Raw genomic sequence first — 24,897 nt, 5'->3', positions numbered from 1 at the left:
TAATTGTTATTATTCTATTACTTGTTTTACTTCTCCACAGGTTAGCATTGCTTCACCAAAATATGGGTTGATTACTTTTTCTTCTTTGCTCAACCAATATGCACCATTATTGTTATCTGCCATTGGACAAAATTCCACATAAACCTTTTCATTGACACCAAATAGTTGTACAGCATTGATTAGATGTGATGATAAATGTTTAAAAAGGTCTCTTTGTGATTCTATATCGGACGTTTCAGAAATTGAAGTTGCAGAAGATTTTATTTCGCCTTCTAATGACATCCAATGGTTATGCGCCTTATTATCTGACAACAATTTCATATCTACTTTGTTCAATTCATTTAATAAAGTTTTTGTGCTTGTTGAAGTACTTTTTGAATCTTCTTTTACTAAAGCATCTTTTAAATTGATATACGCATTGAAAACAGCTTTTAACTGCTCTTGAAATTTCGCTGATACTTCCAAACGCTCATTCATATTAGTGTGGTCACTTTCTTTGTTAGATGCATTGTTATCCATACCTAAATGACCTTCGTGTCCAGTCATTACTTTACCACCATCTTTATTCATCATAGACTTTTTCCCTTGTAATTGTGCTGCTGCATCAACCGTAAATGTACCGTTAGTCACTATTTCATTTCCAACAAATAATCCTTCTACAACTTCATATTCATTACCAATTTGATTGCCTAATTTAATTTCACGCATTTCAAAAATAGGTTGGTCTGGATTTGTTTTAAGGTACACCACAGAACGTTCACCTGTCCATAACACAGAAGATGAAGGAATTGTTAATAGGTCATCATTATTAGCTGTACTGCCTTCAATATTTGCGGTTACAAACATTCCTGGTTTAAATACATCGTCCTTATTGCTTAAAACAACACGTAAGTTTACAGTTCTTGTTTTCGTGTTTAAAACTGGGTCAATGAAATCTACTTTACCTTTAAACTCTTTATTAGGATAAGCATTGGTTGTTATCATCACTTCCTGTCCTTTTTTAAAGCGGTCAATCTGATTTTCATACACATCAAAATTTCCCCAAACCGTGTTTAGATTAGCAATTTTAAGTAAGGGTTGTCCTTGTTTAATGTAATCGCCTTGCTCTACCAATTTTTCTGTAACAGTACCCGAAACGGTCGCATAAACAGGAAAGTTTTCTTTTACTTTCCCTGTTTCTTCAATCTGATTGATTTGATTTTCAGAGAGCTTCCATAATTTCAATTTATTACGGACTGCTTTGTATAAAGCAGGTTGTGATTCTTTTAAAGATGCTGCTGTAATTAATTCTTGTTGTGCTGCATAGAGTTCTGGTGAATAAATGGTTGCCAATAATTGACCTTTACGAACTTCTTCGCCTGTAAAACTCACATTCAAGCGTTCAATTCTACCTGAAAAGTAACTGACTTGTACTGCATTAGCTTCTTCGTTTTCAGCAATTTTACCAGATAATTTGATAGTATTGCCTTCAACATTGCCTTTACCAACAATAGATGTTTGAATATTAGCTAAAGCCATTGCGTTTTCAGTCAATTTGAATTGGTCTGCTAATAAACCATCACTTCCACCATCAGCAGGAATTAAATCCATACCACAAATAGGACAATCGCCTGATTCTGGTTGCATAATTTGTGGATGCATAGAACACGTCCACATTTGATTGGTTTCTGAAATGGTATCGTGATTATGTACTGTATCTTTTTTTGATGAACCACCAAAAAGCAACCAACCCAATAACACACCTACTACGAGTATGCCAATATATATGACTATTTTATTATTTTTCATTCTCTAATCGTTTTATCATTGCTTTCATTTCTCCTATTTCTTTACGTTGTGCTTTTATAATGTCTTCTGCTAATTTCTTAACTTCTGGGTCTTGAATATCTGCTCTTTCACTTGTTAAAATAGCGATAGAATGATGTGGTATCATTGCTTTCATCCAAAGGACATCACCAATAATTGGTGCTTGTGTTCTTACCAACCCTAATGCACCTACAAACAGAATAAAACTACCTGCGAGTATGGCGATATTCTTCTTTTTATCATTATACATTTTTCGCATAAAAAACCACATTATTACTGCCATTGTTGAAATTCCTAAACACGTCATATAGAATCGTGTTAAACTAAACCATACGTGGTCTATGGAATAGGTGTTTAAATACATTGTGATGTACATTGCTACAAATGAGCAAGCCAACATTATAAAGAAGGTTTTGTAATTTCCTTTGTTTGAGTGTTCTTTTGGATTTTTCATAATTATTTGATTTTATAGTTATACTTTAATTGTTCTTAATCGTAGTGCGTTACCTATTACCGAAACCGAACTAAAACTCATTGCTAAAGCTGCTATCATTGGCGAGAGTAGTATTCCGAAGAATGGAAACAACACACCTGCTGCAATAGGTACACCTAAAGTGTTGTAGATAAGTGCAAAAAATAGGTTTTGCTTAATGTTCTTCATTACAGCATTACTCAATTTTTTTGCTTTTACAATACCGTGTAAATCGCCTTTTACTAAAGTTATCATAGCACTTTCTATCGCTACATCTGTTCCTGTTCCCATTGCAATACCTACATCACTTTTTGCCAATGCTGGTGCATCATTAATTCCATCACCTGCCATAGCAACTACTTTTCCATTTTTTTGTAGTTTCTCTACTTCTTTGAGTTTGTCTTCTGGTAGCATACTGGCTTTAAAATCTGCAAGATTTAGTTCTGATGCTACTGCTTGTGCTGTATCGTGATTATCACCTGTTAGCATTATTACATCTATCCCTTTATCTTGAAGTGCTTTAATCGCTTTAGCACTTGTTTCTTTTATCTTATCGCCTATAACTACATATCCAACTACGGTTTTATCTATTGACAAATAAGAAACTGTTTTACCCTGTTTTTGGTAAGATTTAGCTTCGTCTTTCATTTTAGAGATAATATCTGCTTTGGCATATTCCATCATTTTAGGATTACCTAATGCTACTTTTTTATCTTTTATGGTCGCTTCAACACCTTTTCCTGTGACTGCACTAAAATCTTTGGACTTTAAAATTTCTGCGTTGTGTTCTTTGCCATATTTAACTGTCGCTTCTGCTAAAGGATGTTCGCTATTGGTATTTAATGACACGATGTATTGTAGCACTTCTTTTTCGCTTAAAGCATCATTAAAAGCACCAACGGTTTCAACTGTTGGCTTTCCTTCGGTAATTGTTCCTGTCTTGTCAACGATAAGCGTATTTACCTTATCCATTTTTTCAAGAGCTTCAGCATTTTTAATCAATACACCATTTTGAGCACCTTTACCCACACCAACCATTACAGACATTGGTGTTGCTAAACCTAAAGCACAAGGACACGCAATGATTAGTACTGCAATCGCATTTACAAACGCATACACATAAACTGGTTCTGGTCCCCAAATTGACCATATAATAAAAGTGATAATAGAAATAAGAACTACAACTGGCACAAAATAACCTGAAACTTTATCTGCTAAATTTTGAATAGGTGCGCGACTTCTACTGGCATCATTAACCATATGAATGATTTGCGATAATAGCGTGTCACTTCCTACCTTTTCGGCTTTCATTAAAAAGGATTGATTACCATTAATTGTTCCGCTACTTACTTTATCTTCTTGAGATTTGTTTACAGGAATAGGTTCTCCTGTAATCATAGATTCGTCAATAGTTGTTTCGCCTTCAGTTATCACACCATCCACAGGAATTTTATCTCCTGGTTTCACTTTTAGAATATCATTTAATTCTATCTCGTCAATACTGACTTCAATTTCTTCACCATCTACTATTTTTATGGCTTTATTAGGTGCTAACTTTAGTAACTCTTTTACTGCCGAATTGGTTTTACTATGCGCACGAGCTTCTAACAACTGACCTAAAAGCACTAACGTTAGAATAACTGTTGCTGCTTCAAAATAGACGTGAACTGCACCTGATTCAGTTTTAAATTGTTCAGGAAATACATCTGGAAACAACATCCCAAATACACTAAATAACCAAGCCACACCTGCACCGATTCCAATGAGTGTAAACATATTGAGATTCCACGTTTTTATGCTTTTATAAGCACGCTCAAAGAACATCCAAGTAGCATAAAAAACAACTGGAATGGATAGTGCAAATTGAATCCAATTCCAATTTTTCTGTTCCATTATATCATACAATGGATTGTTATTAAGCATTTCGCTCATAGCAATTAAGAAAATAGGTAATGTGAATACAGATGCTATCCAAAATTTCTTTAATAGCTTCTTATATGTTTTTTCTTCTGCTGAACTATCTGCTTCCATTGGCACTAAATCCATCCCACAAATAGGACACGAACCTGCTTCGTCTTTGACAATTTCTGGATGCATAGGACACGTCCATTGTTCCTTTGAAGTTGCTGATAGATTTTGTTCTTCCACCAAATCCATTCCGCAAACAGGACAATCGCCTGGTGCATCATAAGTTTTATCGCCTTCGCAATGCATAGGACAATAAAATGTGCCTGTGCCTTTTCCTTTGGGTTGCTCTTTCTTTTTATCATTTGAATGCTGATGTTGTTCACCTTGTTTATGAATACTGTATCTATCACCATCCTTTTTTAAGGCTTCTTGAAAAGTTTCTATGGGAATATGCGATTCCATCTCGATGGTAGCTTCTGCCTTATCTAAATCGACTGTTGCTTTTGAAACACGTTCTATTTTAGAGAGCGTTTCTTCAACGTGACTGCGACAACCGTTGCAAGTCATTCCGTGTATGTGATATGTGTGTTTCATCTGTTGTTATTTATTTTTTAATGGTCAGATGTAATTCGCTTTTTAAAATCTTGAATAGTTTTATAATAATACATCCGCTCATTTCATTATTGCTGTGTTAAATAATTAATGATTGTACTTTGCACATAGTAGGTCTTCACAGATTCTATTTGGTTCATTTGAAACTTTAGCTGCAACTCTTGAATATCCAAAACATCATTAAAATCAATCGTTCCTGTTTCGTAGCTTTTGATTAAAATGTCTTCTGCATCTTTAGCTTGCTTTAGGTTTTTGGTTTGGGTAGCATAACTTATTCTTGCAGAAATGCGTTCGTTAATCGCTTTATCTAAAAGTGTTTCCAAAGCATTTAAACGCTCCTGTTTTTGAGCAGTAATTTCTTGCTGTTGCAACTCATTTTGTTTGGTTTGGGATTTATATTTCTTATTGAAAATTGGGATAGATACCGAAACCATTGGCATTACAATATCCTTTCCGTTATCACTAAAATCCATATTTGGTCTTTCGGAAACATTGATATAATCTAATCCGAAACCAATCATTGGACTACTTTCTTTTCGATTCAACAATTCGGATTGTTCTATGGATTGATACAGTTTATCATATTTCAGTAATTCAGGATGTAATGCTAAATTTTCAGTAGTGATTTCAAAATCTTCTGAAGGTATCAGTAAACTATCTACCACATTCACGGTAACATCATTATCTCTATTCAATAGATTATTGAAGTTAGTTTGTTCTGCTAAAAATTGTTGTTGCAATACCTCTTGTAATTGTTGCATTTCGTTTTGACGCATTTGCAAGCGCAACACATCTACTGCGGATGCTTTACCAACCTCAACAGAAGTTAATGCCAACGTCTCATAAGTTTCTAATAGTTTAATGTTTTCAGTTAAGACCTCTTGCTTTGCTTTGTTGGCGTATAGATTATAATAGGATTGTGATACCGAAGTCATTAGTTTTCGCTTTGCGATAACAATGTCCTCGTATTTAGCATCTGCCAATGAACTTACATAGTTTTCTCTCGAAGAAATGGTTCCGAACCACGGTAACATTTGTTTAGCAGATACCTTAAAGCGTTGTGCACCTGTTCGTGTTTCTGGTTCACTTGCAAAGTAACCAACACCAAATTCGGTATTAGGAATGGTATTGACTTCGTTTACTTTTTCAGAAGCTCTTTTGTATTGTAACTCAAACTTTTGAATCTCTGGGTTGTTCGCTACTGCTTCATTGATTAACGTTTCTAATTGCTGTGCATTTGCAAAGAGACTCAAGAATAACGAACAAAGAATAAAGACTGTTTTTATGTGTGATTTTATCTGTTTCATTTTACAGTTCTTTTAAGTTGAACTTCCGCTTTCCAGCTATATAATACTGGAACTACAAATAAGGTTATTAAGGCTATAAGCATTCCACCAAAACTTGGTATTGCCATAGGTATCATAATGTCGCTTCCTCGTCCTGTTGATGTAAGTATTGGTAATAATGCTAAAATGGTTGTAGCTGTAGTCATTAAACACGGTCTGATTCGTTTTTCACCTGCTTCCACTATGGATGCTCTAATTTCTTTTTTATTTTCTGGTGTGTTTCTATCGAATGTTTGGGTTAAATAAGTTGCCATTACTACACCATCATCGGTTGCTATACCGAAGAGTGCAATAAACCCAACCCAAACTGCAACACTTAAATTGATTGGGTGCATTTGGAATAAATCGCGTAGGTTTTCACCAAAGAAATTGAAGTTTAAAAACCAACCTTGACCATAGAGCCAAATCATTATAAAACCACCTGCAAACGCTACTGCGATACCTGTGAATACCATTAGTGATGTCCCTACAGAACGGAATTGAAAATACAGAATTAAGAAAATGATGGCCAATGCTAACGGTACAACAACCGATAAGGTTTTTTCTGCTCGTAACTGATTTTCATAAGTTCCTGTGAATGCATAATTGATTCCTTTTGGCACTACCAGTTCGCCAGAATCTATCTTTTCTTGGATTAGTGCTTGTGCATTTTCAACAACGCTTACTTCTGCAAAGCCATCCAATTTGTCAAACAGTACATAACCTACCAAAAAGGTATCTTCACTTTTAATTACTTGTGGACCTTGTTCATAGCGAATGGTTGCCAATTCGCTTAATGGCACAGGACTTCCTTTTTCAACAGGCACATAAATCTGTTGTAAATCGGTTGGATTAGCTCTTAATTCTCTTGGGTATCGTACTCGAACACCATATCGCTCTCTACCTTCAACGGTTTGGGTTAATACCATTCCTCCAACTGCAACTTTAAGTACATCTTGTACATCTTGTATTGAAATACCATAACGTGCAATTTTTTCTCTATCAATATCAATTAACAAATAGGGTTTCCCTACGATACGGTCTGCAAAAACAGCTTCTTTTTTAACACCTTCAGCTTCCTTGATAATGTTTTCTAATTGCACACCAAACGCTTCAATCTGCTTTAAGTCTTGACCTTTTACTTTAATTCCCATTGGTGCTCGCATTCCTGTTTGAAGCATTACCAATCGGGTTTCAATAGGTTGTAGTTTTGGTGCAGATGTAACACCTGGTAACTTTGTAACTCTTACGATTTCATTCCAAATATCGTCTGGTGATTCAATTTTTGGTCGCCAGTTACGATAGTACTCGCCATCATCATCTTCAATTAATTGAGACCTTTTTATAGTGCTAAAAATGATGTTTTCGGAATTATTAGGATTAGAAACCAAACGACCATCCTTCAATTCAAAGAAGCCATCATCATTTATTTTGTAGCGTTGGCGTACTCCGTTTTCATTCAGCATATATTCTGGTTTGTACTGAATGATATTTTCATACATTGAAAGTGGTGCTGGGTCTAAAGCTGATTCTGTACGACCTGCTTTACCAACTACGGTTTCAATCTCTGGAATACTGGCGACAGCCATATCCAATTGCTGTAAAACACGTTTGTTTTCTTCTACACCAGAATGTGGCATCGAGGTTGGCATTAGTAAAAATGAGCCTTCATTTAATGAGGGCATAAACTCTTTACCTGTGTTTTTCATAATGAAAAAACCAGCAATTACAATTGCAGTCGGAATTGAAAGAAATAGTAACTTATTATCTAAACACCATCTTAAAATGCGTGTGTAATATTTGATGAATAATGAGAAAGCACCTAATAAACCAAAGCAAATAACACTCACAAAAATGAGATTCCAAAAAATGCTTTTATCAACGCCTAACGGTCTCCAATATTCGGCTAACAAGAACACAATAGCTGATACTGAAATAATGATATTGATAAGATTAGCTTGCTTGTCTGTTATCTTACTTTGAAGATTGAAACCTGCTGTAATTCCAAACGCTATCAAAATCAATCCTAACCAATATCCATAGACTATTGCTACGATTCCGAATGCTATTAAAACGCCATTTAAAACATATTTAAAAGTGTTTTTAATGTTTTTCTTTCTGAATAAAAATGCAGCAAACGGTGGAATTAAAAATAACGCTACTATTATAGAAGCTGTTAATGCAAAGGTTTTTGTAAAGGCTAATGGTCTGAATAATTTACCTTCAGCACCTATCATTGTAAAAACAGGAATAAAACTGATAATCGTAGTCATAACTGCCGTTACGATTGCGCCTGAAACTTCGGATGTTGCGTTATATACTACTGTGTTAATGGATTGATTTCCATCATCTTCATCTAAATGCCGAATAATATTTTCTGATAGTATGACACCAACATCGACCATTGTACCAATAGCAATAGCAATACCTGATAAAGCGACAATGTTGGCATCTACACCAAAGAGTTTCATTGCAATAAATACCATTAAAACTGCAACAGGTAATAGTCCAGAAATTAGTACGGAAGCTCGAAGATTAAACACCATAATAATTATTACTAAAATGGTAATCAATATTTCAAGAGTTAAGGCTTCATTGAGTGTACCTAAAGTTTCTTGTATCAGTTCTGTTCTGTCATAAAAAGGCACTATGGTTACTTGCGATGTTCTTCCATCTGCCAAAATTTTTGAAGGTAATCCTGCACTTAATTCATTAATTTTTTCCTTTACGTTATTAATGACTTCCATTGGGTTTGCTCCATAACGAGCTACCACAACTGCACCAACAACCTCTGCACCTTCTTTATCTAATAAACCACGTCTTGTTGCAGGACCTAATGAAACTTTACCAATATCCTTTATCTTAATAGAAGTGTAATCTTCGGAAGTAACTACTGCATTTTCAATGTCTGAAATGGATTTCACATAACCCAAACCACGAACTAAATATTCGGCTTGGTTAATTTCCAATGTTTGTGCACCAATGTCTTTATTGCTTTCCTTAACTGCTTTTACAACTTGGTTTAAACCAATGTCGTATTGACGCATCAATTCTGGATTCACATCTACTTGGTATTCCTGTACATAACCACCAATAGATGCAACTTCAGATACACCACTTGCAGAGGACAGCGCATACTTTACATAGTAATCCTGAATACTGCGTAACTCTTGCAAATCCCAACCACCAGTTACATTTCCGTTGTCGTCACGACCTTCAAGCGTGTACCAAAATATTTGTCCTAATCCTGTGGCATCTGGACCCAATGCAGGATTAACACCTTCGGGTAATAAACCACTTGGTAAGGAATTAAGTTTTTCGAGAATACGACTTCTACTCCAGTAAAATTCGATGTCTTCTTCAAAAATAATATAGATACTTGAAAAGCCGAACATAGAAGAACTACGAATGGTTTTTACTCCAGGAATCCCTAACAAGGATGTGGTTAATGGATATGTAATTTGATCTTCTATATCTTGTGGCGAACGACCATCCCACTTTGTAAATACAATTTGTTGATTTTCTCCAATATCCGGAATGGCATCAACAGCCACAGGATTACTTGGTAAAAATCCTGTATCCCAATTAAAAGGTGCATTTACTGTTCCCCATCCTACGAAAAGGACGAGAAGTAGTACTGCAACGAGTTTATTCTCGATGAGAAATTTGATTGCTTTATTAAGCATAAAATTTGATTATTAAACAGTTAGACATTGGTAGAATACCTGATAAACTTCAAAATAATCGATTGAATTAGTTTACTCACATCTATTCTATAGCATAAATAGGTGTTCGTAATGTGCTTCGCAGTTCTATTTCCTTTATATTTCAATATAAAATAGAACCGTAACTTTGGCTATGCTTATATTTTCTATTTCATCTAAAGAAAATATAATTCAAATTCACTATCAATCATTTTAAAATTCATTCGGTATTAAGAAAACACCGAATACAGCAAATTATCCTTACAACATTGCTGTCATAGGATAAAAGAGTCTATTGTTTAAAAATCAAATTAAATAAGTCTCGTCAATCTTGAAGATTTGCTTTATGACGAGTGGTGGTTCGTATTCTTCAAAAGAAGATACATTGTTATCTAAACCTTCAAAAAGGTTAATGTAAGTGTAAACAAATGAAGCGATAAATACCTGTTGATCAAATGAGATTTTGTCAACTTGCAATTGTAATTCATCTTGACCATCGACAACTAATTGTTCCTCATCACAACAATTTTTCTTGGTGATTGAACAACCATCAGTTGAAGGTTTTTCCATTTCCATACCGCAACCTTTGGCTTTATGGAAAATAGCCGTTTCTACTAAAGTATCTCCACAATAATGCATATTCACAGTAAATGACATTATAGAGAATAACACTACAAAAGCCATTGCTAAAGACATTATTTTATGGAAAATTTGCTTCATATCTAATTGCAAATGTATAAAAATTTTACAACTATTGATTTTATTTAACAGAAGTTTAATTGACTAATCTGCTAAATCCCAACTCATACGTTGTAATCTAACTGCATTCAAAATTGCTAATAATGCTACTCCTACATCTGCAAAAACTGCTTCCCACATTGTAGCTAAACCACCTGCTCCCAAAATCAAGACAATGACTTTAACACCAAATGCTAAAATGATATTCTGCCAAACAATTTTTCGTGTGGAACGACTTATTTTTATTGCTCTTACAACTTTTGAAGGTTGGTCGGTTTGAATGATAACGTCTGCTGTTTCAATAGCTACATCACTACCTAAACCACCCATTGCAATACCAACGTTACTCGCTGCTAAAACTGGTGTATCGTTAATACCATCACCTATAAAGGCTATTTTGTTTTCAGGATTTTTCTTTAAAATTTCTACTTCGTTTAATTTATCTTCTGGTAGCAAACCACCTTTAGCATTTTCGATGTTCAACTCTTTAGCGACTTGTTGCGTAATGGAATCTTTATCACCGGAAAGCATCATAATATTTTTAATGCCTACTTTGTGTAATGCTGTAATAGTTTCTTTTGCATCTTCCTTTAATTCATCTGCTATGACTACATAACCTGCAAATTGATTATCGATTGCAACTAATACTATCGATTCTACAATAGATTCCGTTTCAGATGGAACATCAATATTATTAGTAGTCATTAAGGCTTTATTTCCTACTAAAACTGTTTTACCATTTACAATGCCTTTTAAACCTTTACCTGCAATTTCAGAAACGTCTTGTGCTTCAAAATCCTCTCCTTCAGCCTTATACTCTAAAATTGCTTTAGCAATTGGATGTGTGGATTGTTCTTCCATCGCCATTAAGTATTGCATAAATTCGGTTTCATTCCAACCGATTGCTTTTACTTCTTTGATTTTAAAAACACCTTTGGTAACGGTTCCTGTTTTGTCCATTACCAAAGTATTTATCTTGGTCATTGCATCTAAAAATGAAGCACCTTTAAATAATATTCCATTTTTTGAAGCTGCTCCCAATCCACCGAAATAACCTAATGGAATTGAAATCACTAACGCACAAGGACAAGATATTACCAAGAAAATTAATGCTCTGTATAACCAATCTCTAAAGACATAATCATCTACAAAAAAGTAAGGTATAAAAGTAACACCAAAAGCTAAAAACACTACAATTGGTGTGTAGATACGAGCAAACTGTCTGATAAACAATTCTGTTTTAGATTTACGTGCTGTAGCATTTTGAACCAAGTCTAATATTCTCGCAATAGAACTGTCTTCAAACTTATTGGTTACCTCAACTTCAATAACGCTTTCTAAATTAATACTACCTGCGTAAACCTTGGCTTCTTTCTGAATAGAATCTGGTTTGCTTTCGCCTGTTAATGCTGCTGTATTTAAAGATGCTTTTTCGGATAATAAAATACCATCCAATGGAATTTTTTCGCCTACACGAATTTGAATTTTCTCTCCAATATTTACAGCTTCTGGCGACACACTAACATAATCACCATCACGAAATACATTGGCTTCTTTTGGCCTAACATCCAATAATGCTTTTATATTTCCTTTTGCTCTATTTACTGCTGCGTTTTGAAATAATTCACCTACTGCATAAAATAGCATTACTGCAACACCTTCTGGATATTCACCAATTATAAATGCACCAATTGTAGCAATAGACATTAAAAAGAACTCGGTAAAAACATCGCCTTTTATAAGACTTTTCCATCCTTCTTTAATTACTGGAAATCCAACAGGAATATATGCTAAAGTGTACCAAACTACTCGAATCCATCCTTCAAATTGAGGAATGGTATCAAAATAATCTACAGCGATACCTACCATTAACATAACAAAACTTATAATAGCAGGAATGTATGTTTTGAATGCACTTCCATTTCCGTGGTCGTGACCATCATCGTGAGAATGTTGTTCTTCTGAATTTGGTTTTAAATCTTTTAAATTGACTTTCTTTTTTTTCATTTAATATCTAATAATTTTTCAATGTCATTGGGAATAGGCATTCGTTTTAATGGTGGCACGTTTGCTCCACCTGTATTACCAAGTGGAACGTGATTTATAAATGATTTCCAGCCACCCACAAGCAACCTAATTATTTGACCTATTACTTCTTTAGTATCTTTTTGTCTAAATCCAAACTTTAGCATAAGCCAATGTGAATAGGTATGTTCTATAGGATAAGATTGTCCTATTATATGACTACGTTCTAAATGATACCAAGCATCACCAAATTGTTTATTTTCTAAACAGAAACTGTATTGTTTTATTTCTTCGTTATACGCCTGTTTTAGATTTTTAGGTATTTTAGTATTAAACTTCATATCCTCTAATTTTGGATAAATGTACTTTAATAGTAAGTGCAATGGAAGTGCAATAATTAGACACTACACTTATCGCAAATACCTTTTACCACCAAATTTACATTCTCTGACACAAAACCATCTGGCACTTTTATTTGAGGTATTTTATGTTCTGTTAAGCAAATGGTTTCATTGCAATTATTACAATGGAAATGTAAGTGCAAATCGGTTTCAATTTCACAATTACATCCCTTTTCACATAATGCATATTTTGTAATCCCTGTACCATCGTCTATTTGATGCACAATAGCCTTTTCTTCAAAGGTTTTAATAGTTCTGTATAAAGTGGTTCTGTCTGCTTTTGCGAAAGCATTTTCAATATCACTTAAAGTAACAGCGACCTCTTTTTCTGCAAGAAACTTATATATAAGCAAACGCATTGCTGTAACACGAATATTTTTTGACTCTAATACTTGTTCTATTGTTTCCATAATTAATGTGCGTGTTCTGCTTCTCCTTTTTTCATTTCTGCGTTAAGATAATAAGCATTGTTATAAGCAAATTTTGTATTACTTTCTATGTTTTCAGTAAATTGAACCGATACCCAATCACCATCTTTAGTGCCTAACACAACTTCGATAGGTTTAAAGCTCCAATCGTCATTTTCTTTTTCTACTGAAAACACATAATATCTTTCGCCTTCTTTTATAATTGCACTTTCTGGTAAAGCTTTTGTTTGGGTATTATCTACTTGAATTTTACCTTGAATATACATACCAGGAATTAAGTTACCTTTTTTGTTTTCTATTTCTGCGTGAACGTGGACTGCTTTTGGGTTGTCCTCAAAGGTTTTGCTTACGGAATAGATTTCTGCGATAAGCTCTGCATTTGGTATGGATTGTACCGTAAAGTTAACTTTCTGACCTTTCTGTACTTTATAAACATCTTTTTCAAAAACCATTAAATCGGCGTGAACGTGATGCGTATTTACAATTTCAAATAATTCGGTTTGTGGCTCTACATATTGACCTGTTTTTACTTCAACTTTTTGCACAAAGCCTTCTATTGGACTTCGCAATGCTATGCGCTGTGCAATTGTTCCATTGCGAACTGATGTAGTGTTAACGTTGAGTATTCTTAATTGCGCTTCTAAACCATTAACCATTGCTTTTGATACTTGATATTCTGCTTCTGCTTTCTGGAAATTAGCACCAGAACCAACACTAGCATCGTATAATTTTTGTTGACGTTCATAATTTTTCTTTGCAAGCTCGCTATTGCTATAAGCGTTTAAATAATCCGTTTGCGCTTGTATGATATTTGGGTGCGATAGATAAGCCACAACTTGACCTTTATTAACCTTATCACCTTCAACCACTTCAATTGAAACGACATTTGCACCAACAACAGTAGTAATAGCTGCTTCGTTTTGTGGTGGTACTTCTAACGTTCCGTTTGCTTCTACATAGCCGCTCATATTACGTAATGCTAACGTATCTATTTTCATTTTCAATGCATCGAATTGCTGTTGTGAAAGCATTACTTCGTCTTCATCGTGATGCTCTTCGTTAACTTCTGTTTTTTCTTCCTCATCGTGGGAATGACCATCATTCTCGTTATGATTTTCTTTATTTCCGCAAGCTGAAACAAATATGGCTAACACGATTACGGTAAGGATTTTATATATTTTGTTTTTCATTGTCTTATTTATTAAAATATTGTAATTGAAATGTGCTTTCTAAATAGTTTACTAATGCAGTCTGTGCTTCCAGTTCCGATTGAATTGCTTCTTTTATCAACTGCGTAAATGCAGTATAATCAATTTCGCCTTCTCTATATGCCAGTAATGCACCTGTTTTTTGCTCTTTTGTTAATGGTAAAACTTGGTCTTTGTAAAACTCCCAAGATGTTTTCCATTTCATATAATTTTCTTTAGCCTGAACAAACCTTGATTGTACTTCCTGTTTTTTGAACGCTACATTGGTTTCTGCTATTTCTTTATCAATTCTAGCACTTCTAACTTGTGCTTTGTTAGTACCTGATAAAAACGGAATTGAAATTCCTGCTTGATAGGTGTAAAATCCTGAATTGCCATTTACTTTCTGTATACCACCTTGAAGATTGAACTTTGGCAAATTATCTGCTTTTGCAGCTTTATATTTAGCTTCCGCTTCATCTACAATGTTCTGCGACATACTGTACAATGGATGACTTTCAATACTGAACGTTTCCATATCACTATCTATCGCTACCTCAAATTCATCTGAAACTGTAAAAATTTCTTCTGATACCAACCACAAATTGAATTGCTGTAAGGCAATAAGATAATTACTATAGGCTTGCGCTTTTTTATTCTGAATTTGAAACGCTTGATTTTTTGCTGCCGAATATTCTAATTTAGAAATAGCTTCGACTTCATAATTTAAAGCTACTGCTTGCTCGAATTTGGAATAAATGGAATCCAATTCCTTATACAAATCATAGTTTTGTTTCATTTGATAGCAATTAGACCAAGCTTTTTTAACTTCCAATTCTAATTCCAACTCGGAAAGTTGAAAGGCTTTTTGTGCCAATTGAATGCGTTGTTCTTGTAGCTTCTTTTTAGAACCAATGCCAAATACATCGATATTTGATTGACCAATACCAATGGTTGTATAGATGCCATTTCCATTATCAATTTCTTCTCCACCTGTAAAAATTTGAGTCGTTCCGAAATCATAGGCAGTCGATTTTAATTGTTCTTGTTTTGTAATTTCCAACTGCTTTTGCTTCAATAATGGATAATTACTTTTTGCGAGTTTAACAGCTTCCTGTAATGAAATTTCGGGAATTGTATCATTCAACTCTTGTGCATTACTTTGTGGTGAAAAACCAAATAGTAATAATACAACTGCTGTTGCTGTTACTAACTTTTTATTTGGCTTAAACGTAAAATATTTGTTTTCTACCCAATGATATAAAATTGGTAAAACAAATAAGGTAAGCAAAGTTGAAGTTAATAATCCACCAATAACTACAGTTGCCAAAGGACGTTGTACTTCTGCACCAGCTGATGATGAAATAGCCATTGGTAGAAAGCCTAATACATCTGTAAAAGCAGTTAGCATAATAGGTCTGATTCTTCGTTTAGTACCTTCAACTATTCTATCCTTTAAATTAGTTACACCTTCGTCTTTTAATTCGTTGAGTCCACTTATCATTACCAATCCATTTAATACCGCAACACCAAACAACACAATAAAACCAACACCTGCCGAAATACTAAATGGCATATCACGCAACCATAAGGCTACAACACCACCAATAGTTGCCATTGGGATGGCTATATAAATCATTAAGGTTTGAGGTAGTGATTTTAATGCAAAGTATATTAGTATAAATATGAGTAATAAGGCGATAGGCACAACGGTTTGTAATCGGTTGCTGGCACGTTCCAGATTTTCAAATGCACCACCATATCGAATAAAATAACCTGATGGTAATTCCAGTTGTGCATCTAATTTTGACTTTATTTCAGTGACCAGCGATTTTACATCACGTCCTCTTACATTTATCCCTACATAGGTTCTTCGATTAGTATTGTCTCTACTTATTTGCATTGGTCCTGCTTTGTAGCTTACATCTGCAATTTCACGCAAAGGAATTTGAGCACCTGAAGGTAAATTGATATACAGGTTTTGAACATCTGAAATATCCTTACGGTTTTGATCACTTAATCGTACTACTAAATCGAAGCGTTTTTCACCTTCAAAAATCACACCTGCTGTACCACCTGCAAATGCAGATTGTACGGTTTGATTAAGCGTATTTATTTGAAGTCCATATTGCGCCAATTTATTCCTGTTGTAATTGATTGTCATTTGTGGCAAACCTGTTGTGGCTTCCGCTTTCATATCGCCAATACCTTCAGTACCTGCGATAATTTTAGATATTTCTTCGGCTTTTTGAGATAGAATGTCAATGTCTTCACCATAAAGTTTTATGGCAATATCTTCACGAACACCTTCTAATAACTCGTTAAAACGCATTTCAATAGGTTGTGTAAACTCATAATTAACACCAGGAACCATTTCAACTGCTTCTTTCATTGCTTCAATCAATTCATCTTTTGATTCTATTGTAGTCCATTCACTTTTAGGTTTCAGGATTACAAAAACATCGGCAATATCCATAGGCATCGGGTCGGTTGGAATTTCGGCAACACCAATACGACTCACAATTTTATCGACTTCTGGAAATTTTGCTTTTACTATTTGTTCTATTTTGGTAGTAGTTTCAATAGTTTCTGTAAGTGAACTACCTGGTTTTAAAATAGCGTGAAATGCAATATCGCCTTCATCGAGTTGCGGAATGAACTCGCCACCCATTCTTGAAAACATAAAAACGGTTATTCCGAACAACACAACTGCAATACCAATTACCCATTTCCCTTTTCGCAAGGCTCTAACCAATAAGGGTTGGTATTTGTCTTCAACCCAATGTACAAATCTATCTCCATAGGATTTATTATCATTTTTTGGTGCTCTTAATATTAGAGCTGACATCATAGGCACATAGGTTAAACAAAGTACCATTGCACCAATCATAGCAAAAATAAAAGTCAAAGCCATTGGTTTAAACATCTTTCCTTCAATACCTTGTAAGGCTAAAATGGGTAGAAAAACTATAAGGATAATCAACTGACCGAAGAAGGCAGCATTCATCATCTTTTTTGAAGCATTAGAAGCAACTTTATCTCTTTCTTTAGATGTAAGTTGTTTCTTTTTCAAAACTTGTGATGCTATAAGAAAAACAGTGCTTTCAACAATAATTACAGCACCATCTACAATGATTCCGAAATCAATTGCTCCTAAACTCATTAGGTTTACCCAAACATCAAAAACATTCATTAAAATAAAAGCGAATAATAAGGATAATGGAATAGTAGAGGCAACTATTAAACCTCCTCGCCAATTACCTAACAAAAAGACCAACACAAAAATGACGATTAATGCACCTTCAATAAGGTTAGTTGTTACTGTAGAAGTTGTTTCGCCAATTAATTTACTTCGGTCTAATAATGGTTCAATAATTATGCCTTCTGGTAACGACTTTTCAATTTGAGTCATTCGCTCTTTTACATTGGCAATAACATCATTGGAATTAGCTCCTTTTAGCATCATTACCAATCCACCTACAACTTCTCCTTCACCATCTTGGGTTAATGCACCGTAACGAATTGCAGAGCCAAATTGTACTGTTGCAATATCACCAATAGTGACAGGTATATTATTAATATTCTTGACAGTGATTTTTTTAATGTCCTCTAAACTTCTCACCAAGCCTTCACCACGAATAAAATTAGCTTGATGGTTCTTTTCAATATATGCACCTCCTGTATTTTGATTATTGGCTTCAAGTGCATTAAACACATCTGTAATGGTAAGGCCAATAGCATTTAAATCGTTTGGGTCAACCGCTACTTCGTATTGTTTTATTTTTCCACCAATAGCGTTTACTTCTACCACACCAGGAACCATTGCCATTTGACGCTGTACAATCCAGTCTTGCATTGAGCGTAAATCTGCAATGTTGTATTTGTCTTTAAACTCTGGTGCAACTTTTAGTGTGTATTGGTAAATCTCTCCTAAACCTGTTGAAATAGGACCCATTGTAGGTTCGCCAAATCCAGCAGGTATTTGCTCTTTGACTTCGTTTAGTTTTTCGGCTACTAATTGGCGAGGTAGATATGTTCCCATATCATCATCAAATACAATAGTAACCACAGATAAGCCAAAACGAGAAATTGACCTTATTTCCTGAACATCAGGAAGATTGCTCATTGCCACTTCAATTGGATAAGTAACAATTTGCTCAATATCTTCAGTACTTAAATTGGGGGATTGTGTTATAACCTGTACTTGGTTATTGGTAATATCTGGAACAGCATCTATTGGCACTTTGGTCATACTCCAAATACCTGTTCCGATTATGGTAAGCGTAAGCAAACCAATAATGAATTTGTTATTGATTGAAAAATCAATGATTTTATTAATCATAGAAAATGTATTAATTCAGTTAAAAAAAATGCAAATGCTTTCCTGAAAGTGAAAACATTAAAAAGGGATATAGCTATCCTTTAAAAACTGAATTAAGCTTGTGGCGGTTGCCAAATATTAGATTGGAAATCAAATCTATAATTTGACTGATAAGTAGACACTAATTTTGTGGGAATTTTATTGAAAGTTAATAACTGAAATATTGCCAAAGGCTCATAGCTAATTGACATACCACAACAATTACAAATACAAGTAACAGGACAAGAATCGTCACTATCCTCTTGATGATTATGTTCAGCAGTTATTTCCTCTTGCTGTTGGTCTTCTACATTTTGACCATCAGAACAAGGCATTGCAGATAATGCTAACATTGTTATAGCTAATATGAATGCTAAAAATTTCATCGTAGCAAATATACAAATTATTAAATGCAATGGTTGTGCAATTATTTTATTTAAGCCACAACCTTTACTTTCTCTTTTAGAGTTTCAAGATGCTTCAGCATATTGCTTTTACAACATACCTCACGAGCTAATTTAGGCGCGTGACCTATCACTTTGGTTAATTCCTTTATTATACTCATCTTATTAATTTCTACATATTTTTTCTCTAGTAAAAATATTATCGTTTCTTATATAAACTTGTAAATTGTCTTATAATAAGCATTTTCTCATTTACTCAAATAAAACCAAAGCCAATAGACCTTGTTGTTGATTGTTGCTAATTTGTTTGAAACAATAGAATAATAAGGGTTTTAAGAGTAAACAAGCTGTACACAATGTAGCAACAATTAAAAAAGTTGTTGTTGTTGTTGTTGTTGTTGTTGTATGTTGTTATGTGGGTTTAATCAAATGTTGTAGTATGTTGTTTAGTTTAATAACATAGCCAATGTAATAGAATAAGAAAACGTGTGATTGTTGTTTTAATGTTGTTGAGTTGTTTATTACCGTAAGTACTAGCTAGCATAGCATTACAGTAGTTTTGCAACAAATCAACTTAACTCTTTAAACATTTGTTTAGTAAAAGTATAATGACGACCTCTATGAGTTGTTTCTTCAACAATAGGAGTGTTTGAAACTGATGTTGACATATAATATTTAGTATATGTACTATTCTTAGATTCTAATTTATATTCATTTTTTATTAACTCAGATAATTTAAAAGAATTGGTTCTTATATTATTTTTACTAAGCTTATCTACCAAGTCACCCAATGAATACTTTAATTCTTCTTTTTCAAACAAGGCAAACTCATCTGACAAAATTTGCTCTAATTCTTTATCTATAAAGGTTTTATTACCGTTAATTAATATATCTAATGCTTCTGTATGAATTTGCTCTTTAGTAAACCACATTCTTGTTTTTCTAGGACATGAAATCTTTCTTTTGTTTATAAAATGGATAAAGTGCGGTAACTCTTTTTTTAACGATTCTAAAAGGTCTGGTCGGTCATTTGATAAATCGAAAGGAATAATTTTTCTAACCCAGTATCTTACTTCTGAATTATCTATGTAAACAAAATTCTTTTCGTTGTTGGAACATAAAATAAACTTACCAAAAAAATTTCCCTCAACTTTATCTTTACCTTTAGCTTCACTTTTATAAGTTTTTGCAGTAGATAGATTTTTCAACCTTTCACTATCTTCTCTTTTGTCTAATAAAACTTCATCAACAGCAATAATTAACTTTGAAGCCCAATCTGAATTAAATCTACTTCTAAAATCCTCATTATTATTAATTGTCATATTATTTTGGAATATAGATTTTACCCAATTTAAAAAAGTGGTTTTACCTGTATTTCGCTCATTACTTACTAAACACAAAATTGGTAAAACTTGTGTTGGATTTTGCCATAAAACACTTAAGTAATCTAAGCCTAAAATATATTGCTCACCAAAAATATGCTTGAGAAATTTTTCTGTTTCTGGAAAACTACCTTTTTCAAATTTATGTTCTAATTTTTCATATTTATTATAAAACCCATTAATTACACGTTTATAATTAGTATGCGATGGGATTAAACAAAAACCATCATATTTTTTTATATCTTCAATGTACTCCTTACCATGGTCGGTTATAATTTCACTTTTTGACCAAGGATTCAACATTTTTATAGTGTCTTTGCTGTTTAAAGGCATATTAACTTCTTTAAAGTAAGCTGTACCTATTCTTAAATATTTTTCACTCATAACTAAACGTTTACTGTTAAACTAGCCAATTTGGAATAATCGATTTTTTCAAATTTTGTAGTAAAATAAATTTTCACATCAACTCCTTGAATTGAACTATCTACTTTACACATTTTAATTATTTCTTTCTCAATTTGACAAAGTGGCAATCTTGGGTTATAGTTAATTACTTCTATTGCCAATTTTATTTTTGCTATTAAGTAACTTAATTTTTTAATTGAAAGCGCATTATTTTCATTTGCATATTGACTTAATAAGTCTTTGTGTATATCCTCTATTATATTTAAGCCATCTGGCTTATATGTTTTATTATTTTCCATTTCTTATTATTTATAAATTAATATTTGCTGAGCTGTATCGAAATAAGCTCTAGTACCATCATATCTTGGAGGTAGGTTTTTGATTAAAATCACACCCTGATGAGTCTTATTAATTAGTTTTTTTATATCTCCTTTTGTTGCAGGTTTATTTTCTTCTTTAGTAAAGATATTTGTAACAATGTTTGTAGCTAAAGTTCCTACAGCTGCGTTTCCTACACCAGACCAACTCATTTTATTGATTGTTGATGGTTTTTCTTGATTCTCTTTTGTAGGTAAATTTCTAGTTACCTTTTTTCTTTTTGTAAAGGCGTTTACTCTACAACTATTGCTACAATATTTCTGTTTATACCTTCTTTTTGGAGTGTACTCGACACCACAATAATTACAATTGTATGTATATCTATCCATTTTGCGTTAATTTAACGTTAGACTAACGATTGATTAAATCGCTCTAAATGAAAACTTTTATTAAGCCTTCAATTATTTAAGTCTCTTTTTACGGTTAGACAATAAGGTATCGACATCAGATTCAAGCTCTGTTGTGCATTTTTGCTTTCCTTCTTTTATCCATTCTATTATCTCGGACTTGAAGAAGAATAAACGACCGTTTTTCTTATGGTGAGGAATGGTGTTTTTTTGACAATAGTTATAGAGTGTTGGTTTTGTATAACCAGAAAACTTAACAATGTCATCAATAGTTTGCGGGTCATCCGTTTGGGATAACGTTTCTGCCTTTTCAATTAAGGCTTTTAATTCTTTGAGGTCTCTTTTTACCTCTGCAACATCTAGTTGCGTTTGTTCAAATGCTATCATTTTTAAATGTTTTAAATTAATATTTATCAATGATAGCGGTTAATTACAGGTTATTTATAATTTCCGTAAGTGCAGTAGTAAAAAACGTAGTACCAGTAGTAAAAAAAGTAGTTACTTTAGTAATTGAATAGTTTTACTAGGTTTTTTATCAAAATTAACCTTAACATTTTTAAAATTCCATCCAACGAAGTTATCTGTAAGTAATTCTACAAATTTATCTAGAACTTGACCAGTTCCGAAATATTGATAATAACTTTCATAAAACTCCCTAAACCTATATTTAACTAAAGTGCTCTCTCCTTTAGGAGCCATATTGAACTTCTGTTTTTTTAAATTAGGGATTCCACAAAATGCTTTCTTTATAAATATATCAAATTGTTTTTCAGTTAGAAACGGTTTACCGTTTTTACTGTTTTTTTCTGTAAAGATTTTAAAATGGTCAACAGCTATTTCTATTGGCATGGATTGGTTAAACACATTTGTGTAATTACTATAATCTAAAGTATTATTAATAGTAGGTGTGTGTGATGTAGATTTTTTTAATTCACTTTCAATAAAATATGCATCTTTAAAATATTCTTTTTTTTTAGTGAAAAAATTTTTGGAAGTTTTAAAAATTTGCTGGTAGGTTTCATCTAAACCTACTAGTATATTTTCCTGATAATTAAGAACGTCTAAAATCTCATTTATCATTTCTAAATTTTTCAGATTATCAGCTCCTAAATCAAAGAGTTCTTTATGATATACTAATCTGTATTTAGTCATTAATTCTTGTGATTTTAAAAAATCATCATACTCAAAATCACCGTCGAATTTAATATTTAAAGTATTTAAATAACTCAAGATGAGCTCTTTTTTCTCACTCTCATTTAAAACTTCGTCGAATATAAAAAACTCTAAAGATGCAAAAATAAATAATGGTTCTAAATCTGTATGAACAACTATGTTATTCCCAATATCAACTGTATTTGATAAGTGCTTTTCTATTTTTTCTCTATATAATTCATCATCATTTAAATAATCTTTGATTAATTGAAGGTGAATTTTTTCTTCTTTAACAGCAGTATGCTCTATAATCTCTTCTAGTTTTAAGTCTGCATTTAAAGGTGAAATACTTGCCAGAATAGTAATTAATTCGTAAAACTCTTCTTTATATATCATATTTAAAAATTCATTATTGAGTTTGCAAATTCTTTTTTAGCTTCATCTTCAAAACCAGCAAAATAGTTTTTAGTTACGCTTAGATCACTATGGTTTAATGCTTCACTAATAAATTCCATACTAGCGCCTTTTCGTAAAGAATTGGTTGCGAAACTATGTCGAGCATAATAGAAGCTTATATCACTCGGTAATTTATTAGCAACAGCCAACCTTTTTATGTGATCGTTTATATAACGTGTAAAGTTTTTTATTTTTTTATGCTGTTCGTTTGCATCATCATTTTCATTCAAAATATCAAAAACAAAGCTATTTTTATTTTTGTTACCATACTTTTCTATAATACTATTTGTAAAATCAGTTAAGTAGATAATGATTTCGGTTTTCTCAGCTTTTTTATCAAAAGTTTTGGCTCTGTAATAAGTAAATTTATCCTCTTTAATATCAGAATATTTTAAGAGTGCTATATCTTTTGGGTTTATGCCATTACAAGCAAAACTAAAAAACCAAAAATCTTTAGCTTTTGATTCATTCTCGTTTGCAGGTTTAGCATCAAATAAAACTTTAAGTTCTTTAGAGTTTAAAGCTTTTTTCACTTTTTTTGTTCGTAATATTTGATATTTACTTTTACCAAAAGGATAATACTCTTGGTTAAGGTCTTTAGCTTCGATTGCATTATTAAAAATAACCCGTAAAGTTCTAGTGTATATTGCTATAGTTGTATAGCTCTTACCTTTTTTAACCATATAAGACTCGTAATCTCTTAACCAATCAACATTTATTTGTTGAAATTTTAGCTTCTCTATAGGACAATTTTTAACTTCATTACTGAAGGTTCCTAACGAGTTTAATGTGTATTTAAAACTTTCTGCTGTATTTATCTTATTCTTTTTGATACAATTCTCAATAGCTACGTTAAAGTGAAATTGAAGATTATTTTTATCAGAAGATTTTCTAAACAACTTAAATTCAAAATTTTTAAAATCAAAAACACCCAATTTACTAGCTTCATCATTAGCTCTATTTTCTATAGCCTGAAGTTTCAGTCGTAATTCTTTATTTTCACCACGTAACTTTTTGTTGTTTGGATTTAACCAAATTTCTTGAAATTTCTTTTCTGTTAAATCAATATCTAAATTATACCATTTCTCTTTTTGAGTTTCTTTTCCATAAACACGAAGTTTTATTGGATACATTCCAGACTTTTTCTTTCTACGATTATCTAAACGAATTGAAATATTGTAACCCATGGCATAAATGTTTCTGCAAATATATATTATTTGCAGAAAATTTGCAGAAAAATAGTGTAATAGACTATTATTAAATATTAACAAATAGTAAACAAACCTCTCAAAACAGTGATTTACAGAGTATTTACACACAAAACATGTAGCGACGATAAGTAGGTTTTATTGATTACGGCTCAAGAGGTTACTGGTTTGAATCCAGTCGAGGTCACGGAAAAAAAGC

At 32.8% G+C, this 24,897-nt stretch carries 18 protein-coding genes; all 18 read right to left on the bottom strand.

Annotated elements, in window-relative coordinates:
• Positions 1 to 9: 9 nt before the first annotated feature.
• Positions 10 to 1,788, bottom strand: a complete 1,779-nt coding sequence (locus WNY60_RS13740) for an efflux RND transporter periplasmic adaptor subunit (RefSeq protein WP_339876277.1) — start codon at positions 1,786 to 1,788, stop codon at positions 10 to 12.
• The gene (locus WNY60_RS13735) at positions 1,778 to 2,260 is read right to left on the bottom strand and encodes a DUF305 domain-containing protein (protein ID WP_138434445.1); all 483 of its coding nucleotides are present in this window, start codon (positions 2,258 to 2,260) and stop codon (positions 1,778 to 1,780) included. Before WNY60_RS13735 ends, WNY60_RS13740 begins: the two co-directional genes overlap by 11 nt.
• An 18-nt stretch (positions 2,261 to 2,278) precedes the next feature.
• Complete coding sequence (locus WNY60_RS13730; protein ID WP_342862695.1) at positions 2,279 to 4,780, bottom strand: heavy metal translocating P-type ATPase; 2,502 nt, start codon at positions 4,778 to 4,780, stop codon at positions 2,279 to 2,281.
• Positions 4,781 to 4,866: 86 nt separating this feature from the next.
• Positions 4,867 to 6,105: a TolC family protein gene (locus WNY60_RS13725; RefSeq protein WP_191101287.1), complete on the bottom strand. Its 1,239-nt coding sequence runs from the start codon at positions 6,103 to 6,105 to the stop codon at positions 4,867 to 4,869.
• Positions 6,102 to 9,809, bottom strand: a complete 3,708-nt coding sequence (locus tag WNY60_RS13720) for an efflux RND transporter permease subunit (protein WP_342862694.1) — start codon at positions 9,807 to 9,809, stop codon at positions 6,102 to 6,104. Before WNY60_RS13720 ends, WNY60_RS13725 begins: the two co-directional genes overlap by 4 nt.
• Positions 9,810 to 10,133: 324 nt before the next feature.
• Positions 10,134 to 10,547, bottom strand: a complete 414-nt coding sequence (locus tag WNY60_RS13715; protein ID WP_342862693.1) for a hypothetical protein — start codon at positions 10,545 to 10,547, stop codon at positions 10,134 to 10,136.
• Positions 10,548 to 10,610: 63 nt separating this feature from the next.
• Entirely contained in the window at positions 10,611 to 12,572 is a 1,962-nt protein-coding gene (locus tag WNY60_RS13710) for a heavy metal translocating P-type ATPase (RefSeq protein ID WP_191101285.1), read from the bottom strand.
• Positions 12,569 to 12,931 carry a DUF3703 domain-containing protein gene (locus WNY60_RS13705; protein ID WP_191101284.1) on the bottom strand — a complete coding sequence of 121 codons (363 nt, stop codon included), beginning with the start codon at positions 12,929 to 12,931 and terminating at the stop codon, positions 12,569 to 12,571. Before WNY60_RS13705 ends, WNY60_RS13710 begins: the two co-directional genes overlap by 4 nt.
• Positions 12,932 to 12,987: 56 nt before the next feature.
• On the bottom strand, positions 12,988 to 13,401 hold the full coding sequence (locus WNY60_RS13700) for a transcriptional repressor (RefSeq protein ID WP_191101283.1): 414 nt from the start codon (positions 13,399 to 13,401) through the stop codon (positions 12,988 to 12,990).
• A gap of 2 nt (positions 13,402 to 13,403) precedes the next feature.
• The gene (locus WNY60_RS13695) at positions 13,404 to 14,609 is read right to left on the bottom strand and encodes an efflux RND transporter periplasmic adaptor subunit (RefSeq protein ID WP_191101282.1); all 1,206 of its coding nucleotides are present in this window, start codon (positions 14,607 to 14,609) and stop codon (positions 13,404 to 13,406) included.
• 4 nt (positions 14,610 to 14,613) lie between these two features.
• Complete coding sequence (locus WNY60_RS13690; protein ID WP_191101281.1) at positions 14,614 to 18,948, bottom strand: CusA/CzcA family heavy metal efflux RND transporter; 4,335 nt, start codon at positions 18,946 to 18,948, stop codon at positions 14,614 to 14,616.
• Between the two features lie 92 nt (positions 18,949 to 19,040).
• On the bottom strand, positions 19,041 to 19,352 hold the full coding sequence (locus tag WNY60_RS13685; protein ID WP_224742434.1) for a DUF6660 family protein: 312 nt from the start codon (positions 19,350 to 19,352) through the stop codon (positions 19,041 to 19,043).
• Between the two features lie 587 nt (positions 19,353 to 19,939).
• Entirely contained in the window at positions 19,940 to 21,136 is a 1,197-nt protein-coding gene (locus WNY60_RS13680) for a primase-helicase family protein (RefSeq protein WP_191101279.1), read from the bottom strand.
• A gap of 2 nt (positions 21,137 to 21,138) precedes the next feature.
• Positions 21,139 to 21,456 carry a hypothetical protein gene (locus WNY60_RS13675; protein ID WP_191101278.1) on the bottom strand — a complete coding sequence of 106 codons (318 nt, stop codon included), beginning with the start codon at positions 21,454 to 21,456 and terminating at the stop codon, positions 21,139 to 21,141.
• A gap of 6 nt (positions 21,457 to 21,462) precedes the next feature.
• Positions 21,463 to 21,864 carry a hypothetical protein gene (locus WNY60_RS13670; RefSeq protein ID WP_041301242.1) on the bottom strand — a complete coding sequence of 134 codons (402 nt, stop codon included), beginning with the start codon at positions 21,862 to 21,864 and terminating at the stop codon, positions 21,463 to 21,465.
• 72 nt (positions 21,865 to 21,936) lie between these two features.
• Positions 21,937 to 22,269: a helix-turn-helix domain-containing protein gene (locus WNY60_RS13665; protein WP_013868959.1), complete on the bottom strand. Its 333-nt coding sequence runs from the start codon at positions 22,267 to 22,269 to the stop codon at positions 21,937 to 21,939.
• A 111-nt stretch (positions 22,270 to 22,380) separates the two neighbouring features.
• Complete coding sequence (locus WNY60_RS13660) at positions 22,381 to 23,430, bottom strand: hypothetical protein (protein ID WP_191101277.1); 1,050 nt, start codon at positions 23,428 to 23,430, stop codon at positions 22,381 to 22,383.
• Between the two features lie 2 nt (positions 23,431 to 23,432).
• Entirely contained in the window at positions 23,433 to 24,677 is a 1,245-nt protein-coding gene (locus WNY60_RS13655) for a site-specific integrase (RefSeq protein ID WP_191101276.1), read from the bottom strand.
• Positions 24,678 to 24,897 lie beyond the last annotated feature (220 nt).

Origin of the sequence: Olleya sp. AS48 (assembly GCF_038900355.1) — a bacterium.
Classification (GTDB): domain Bacteria; phylum Bacteroidota; class Bacteroidia; order Flavobacteriales; family Flavobacteriaceae; genus Olleya.
The sequence above is the reverse complement of the archived record's forward strand: the minus strand, read 5'-3'. Positions and strand labels throughout refer to the sequence as shown.